The sequence below is a fragment of the Yinghuangia sp. YIM S09857 genome, assembly GCF_051388915.1.
In the GTDB taxonomy this organism is placed as follows: domain Bacteria; phylum Actinomycetota; class Actinomycetes; order Streptomycetales; family Streptomycetaceae; genus Yinghuangia.
The window spans coordinates 238,815-243,293 of the sequence record NZ_JBPKBH010000001.1 but is presented as its reverse complement, the minus strand read 5'-3'; the positions used below and the strand labels follow the sequence as shown (position 1 = coordinate 243,293).

The window sequence follows — 4,479 nt, the reverse complement described above, 5'->3', positions numbered from 1 at the left end:
CCCCCCCCCCACGCGGGCAGCAGCGAGAAGTGCAGGTTGACCCAGCCGCGCGCCGGGATGTCCAGCGCCGCCTTCGGCAGCAGCGCACCGTACGCCACCACCGGGCAGCAGTCCGGAGCGATCTCGGCCAGCCGCGCCAGGAACTCCGGCTCCCGGGGCCGCGCCGGGCGCAGCACCTCGATGCCCTCCTCGATCGCCCGCTCGGCGACCGGCGACGGACGCAGCTTGCGCCCCCGTCCCGCCGGGGCGTCCGGACGCGTGACCACCGCGACCACCTCGTGCCGCGAGGCGATCAGCGCCTCCAGGGCCGGGACCGCGACCTCGGGCGTACCCGCAAACACCAGACGCATCGGTATCAGAGCGCCTTTCCGAAGGTCCCGTGCGGCGACACCTTGACCGCGGGCGGCGCCTGCCCCGCCCACTCGGCCTCGCGGATCGCCCGCAGCGCGGCCTTGCGCTGCTCGCGGTCGAGCCGGTCGATGAACAGGATGCCGTCGAGGTGATCCGTCTCGTGCTGGATGCACCGCGCGAGCAGCTCGGTGCCCTCGATCGTCACCGGGTCGCCGTGCATGTTGAAGCCCTTGGCCACGACCCCGAATGCGCGCTTCGTGTCGTACGCGAGCCCCGGCAGCGAGAGACACCCCTCCGGCCCGTCCTGCTCGTCCTCCGACAGGGCCAGGTCCGGATTGATCAGATGCCCGACCTCGCCGTCCACGAAGTACGTGAACACCCGGAGCGACACCCCGATCTGCGGCGCCGCCAACCCCGCCCCCGGGGCATCCATCATCGTGTCCGTCAGGTCCTTGACCAGGACCCGAAGCTCCTTGTCGAAGACCGTCACCGGGTCCGCCGCGGTACGCAACACCGGATCACCAAAAAGGCGGATCGGCTGAACTGCCACAGAAGAACTCCCGTTCGACCGGAGACGGAGGACACAACGAGGACACGGCAGGAGGCGCCACCCTGCCAACCCACCCAGTCTACCGACGCCCCACCGCCCGTCCGGGCCCGGCGAGCCCGGCACCCAGGTGCCGGACGCGCAGCGGCCTTTCGGCGCCGACGCCGGGTCGGGGTCCCCCGGGGAGGAGATCCGGTGGCCCGGCGCGGGGCAGGCTCGGCAGAGCCCGACCACAGATGGATCGCCGCCGATGCCCTTCCGAGCCCTGGCCGCCCGGTCCTCCGAATTCACGCGTCTGTGTCGAAGTCCCCCGCTGATCGCACCTCAGCCGATGTCGAGGGGGTCCATGCGGACCCAGACCGACTCGGCCGGGCCTCGGGACATCCAGAGCGCTTGAGCGGACTTGAGGGCGGCCGCCAAATCGGCGCCGCGGCCTGGGGGGACCCTGAGGAGCACGCGTTCGCGGCGGTCGTCGGGCGGGGGTTCGGCGGCGCGGCGGTCGGGGGTCCACAGGCCCGGCTCCGCGGCCGGGGGACGCTCTATGGCGGCTCGGGCTGCGGCGGACTTGGAACGGCCGCGGGTGGTACGGGAGTTCGCGGACGTCGGAGTCGTGCGCGGCGGGGGCGGCGCGGGGACCGGGCCGAGGGTGTCGGTGTCCGCAGGGAGGCGCACCAGGCGCATCAGCTCGGCGACGACGGCGGGCGAGCCGGTGACCGAGGCCATGCGCGAGACCGGCGGCAGGCCCAGTTCCGCGCGTTCGGCCAGTTCGGTGCGGGCGAAGCCCTGCGGGTCCCAACGCACGAGCGCCTGCACCGGGCGCAGCGTCGGCTCGGCGATGATCACCACCGCGCCGCCCTCCGAGGCCGGGCGCACCAGCGACGCGGCGCCGAGCCAGCGCCGCAGTGCCTCCTCGCCCGCGCGCAGGTCGGGGCGGTTGAGGAGGAGCCAGCCGTCGAGTAGTAGGGCCGCGGCATAACCGCCCGCGGCGACCGGTTCGGCGCCCGGCGTCGCGACCACGAGGGCGGGTACGTTCGGCACCGTCGCGAGCACCGCGTCCCGCCCCGAGGTGCGCACCGGCACGCGCGGGAACGCCCGTCCCAACTCCTCCGCGGTACGCCGCGCGCCGACCACATTGGCCCGCAGCTTCGACCCGCCGCACTCGGCGCACCGCCAGCCCACCTCGTGCCGCCCGCACCACGAGCACGCCAACGCGCCGTCGGCGCCCGTCAGTTCGAGCGGACCCGAGCACGCGGAACAGCGCGCGGACGCCCGGCAGCGCAGGCAGGCGGCGTGCGGCACGTAGCCGCGGCGCGGCACCTGCACGAGCACCGGCCCCGACTCCAGCGCGCGGCGCGCGACGTCCCAGGCCATCGTCGGCAGGCGTGCCACGCGGGCGGCGTCGTCGCGGGCCAGGTCGAAGTCGCCGACCGTGCGCACCAGCGGCGCGGCTTCGCGTACGCGCGCCCGCTCGGCCTCCACGGGCTGCGCCCACCCCGAGCGCACCAGTTGCGCGGCGTCGACCGAGGTCGTCAGCCCGCCGACCACGAACGCCGCTTGCTCCCGCAGCGCGCGCGTCACCAGCACCTCGCGGACGTGGGGCTGCGGCGCGCGCAGCTCGGAATGCGCGGTGTCGCCGTCGTCCCAGATCGCGACCAGCCCGAGGTCGGCGACCGGCGCGAACATCGCGGCACGCGTCCCGACGACCGCCTTGACCGCCCCCCGGCTGACCGCGAGCCACCGCCGGTAGCGCTCCTCGGGGCCCACGTCCGCGGTGAGCGCGATGTGGCGGCCCCGGCCGAGCAGTTGCTCCACGGCCTCGTCGACGCGCGCGACGGCCTTGCCGTCCGGCAGCACGACGATCCCGCCGCGCCCGGACGCGAGGACGGCGGCCAGCAGCAGCGCGATCTCGCCGGGCCAGGTCGGGCCCGGCAACGCGGTCCAGACGGTACGCGGCGACTCGCCCGCCGCCAGCCCGTCCAGCAAGCGCGGGCCGTCCGCGTACCGCTGCCACGTGCCCGGGCTCGGCGCCTCCGGCACGGGCAGCGCCTCGGCGGCCGGCTCGGACTCGACGCGCGCGTGCCGGGGCGGCAGCGCGAGCGAGAGGACGTCCGCCAAGGTGCCCGCATACCGGTCGGCAACCGCGCGGGCCAGGTCCAGCATGCGGCCGGGCAGCACCGGTTCGGGGGAAAGCACGCGCTCGATGCGGGCGAGCGGCCCGCTGTAGTCGCTGGCCGCGAGCCGCTCGACGATGATGCCGTCGATCAGCCCGCCGCCCCGCCGCCGGTCACCCGCGGCCGACCCGCCGAACCGCACGCGGACACGGACACCCGGCTGCGCGGTCTCCGCCATGCTCTCCGGCACCGCGTAGTCGAAGTATTGGTCGAGGTGCGACAACGCCTTGTCGACCACGACGCGCGCGACCGGCAGTTCGGCGGCGAGCGCCGGGGCCTTCCGCGGCTTGGCGGACCTGGCGGCCTTGCGCGCGGCGGCGACGGCGATCTCCAACTGCTCGACGGGAGCGGTGGAGTCGTCGTCCGGCCCGTCCCCCGCGCTGCGCTCGCCCACACAGGCATCTTCCCAGATCAGGACGACAGGACAGGGTCAGACCACGCTCCCGCCGCAACCGCCGCGCGGGCAAGCGGCCGGGCGGGCGAACGGCGGACCGGCACGAGGGCAGGCGGCCGAGCAAGCAGGCAGGCGGGCAAGCGGCCGAGCGGCGTGAGGGCGAGCAGGTGGGCGAGCAGGCGGGCGAGCGGCCAAGCGGCCAACCGGCGCGAGGGCGAGCGGGCGGGCGAGCGGCGGACCGGCGCGAGGGCGAGCAGCTGACACCCGCGTGAGCAGGCTCGCGTGTGCGGCCGAGCAAGCGAACCGGGGCGGCTGTTGCGGCGGCCCGTGCGCGCACGCTCCCGTCAGGAATCCGGCCCGCTGTGCCGCCGCACGCACAGCTCCGCCGCGCCCAGCACCGCCGCCGGTGGCCCGAAGACCCAGATCGGCCAGAAGTACACCGGCTGTTCGGTGATCAGCACCAGGAACCAGATCGCGACGTTGACGGCCGTCACCGCCAGCACGGCCGTCCACAATCCGCGCAGGATCCTCCGGGCGCTCACCCCGTCCCGACCGCTCTCCTCGCGCGCCTGCCGCATCCGCGCCGCGACCGGCACGGGAACAGGCACCGGCACGGGCACCGACGGCGCCGCGGCCGACCGCGCGGGTCTCGGTGTCGGCGGGACGACCGGCTGCACCGCCGCGGACCGCTGCCAGGCCGCGCGCAGCACCTCGACGTCGTACTCCAGGTGCTCGGGCGGCGGCAGGTCCTTGAGGAGCTGGGCCAGTTCCCCCAGGGTCACCGCGGAGTACGCCGCGCCGATGCGCTCGGTGTACTCGTCCAGCGTCAGGCGCCCCTGGTCGTGATGTGTCCGCAGGAGTTCGACCGCCGCTTCGCGGTCGACGTCGGAAGCCCGCATGGCCGGTTGCCTCAGCATGACTCCGAGGCTAGGCACGCCGACGGGTCGTGCCCATGGGGCTAGCCCCACTCTTCGGGCCTCGCCGAGACGGTCAAGGACGTCCGCGAACGACGGCGG

4 protein-coding genes are annotated in these 4,479 nt (G+C 75.3%); all 4 read right to left on the bottom strand.

The window, feature by feature from the left end; genetic code table 11:
* A partial coding sequence (locus ACRX5S_RS01090; protein ID WP_436770745.1) for a methionyl-tRNA formyltransferase occupies positions 1-350 on the bottom strand: 350 nt, incomplete at its 3' end.
* A 5-nt stretch (positions 351-355) separates the two neighbouring features.
* Positions 356-901, bottom strand: a complete 546-nt coding sequence (gene def, locus ACRX5S_RS01085; RefSeq protein WP_436770744.1) for a peptide deformylase — start codon at positions 899-901, stop codon at positions 356-358.
* Positions 902-1,222: 321 nt separating this feature from the next.
* Positions 1,223-3,463, bottom strand: coding sequence for a primosomal protein N' (locus ACRX5S_RS01080; protein WP_436770743.1), 2,241 nt, complete (start codon positions 3,461-3,463; stop codon positions 1,223-1,225).
* A 344-nt stretch (positions 3,464-3,807) separates the two neighbouring features.
* Positions 3,808-4,380 (bottom strand): DUF1707 SHOCT-like domain-containing protein, encoded by a 573-nt coding sequence (locus ACRX5S_RS01075; protein WP_436770742.1) that lies wholly within the window; start codon positions 4,378-4,380, stop codon positions 3,808-3,810.
* Positions 4,381-4,479: the final 99 nt, after the last annotated feature.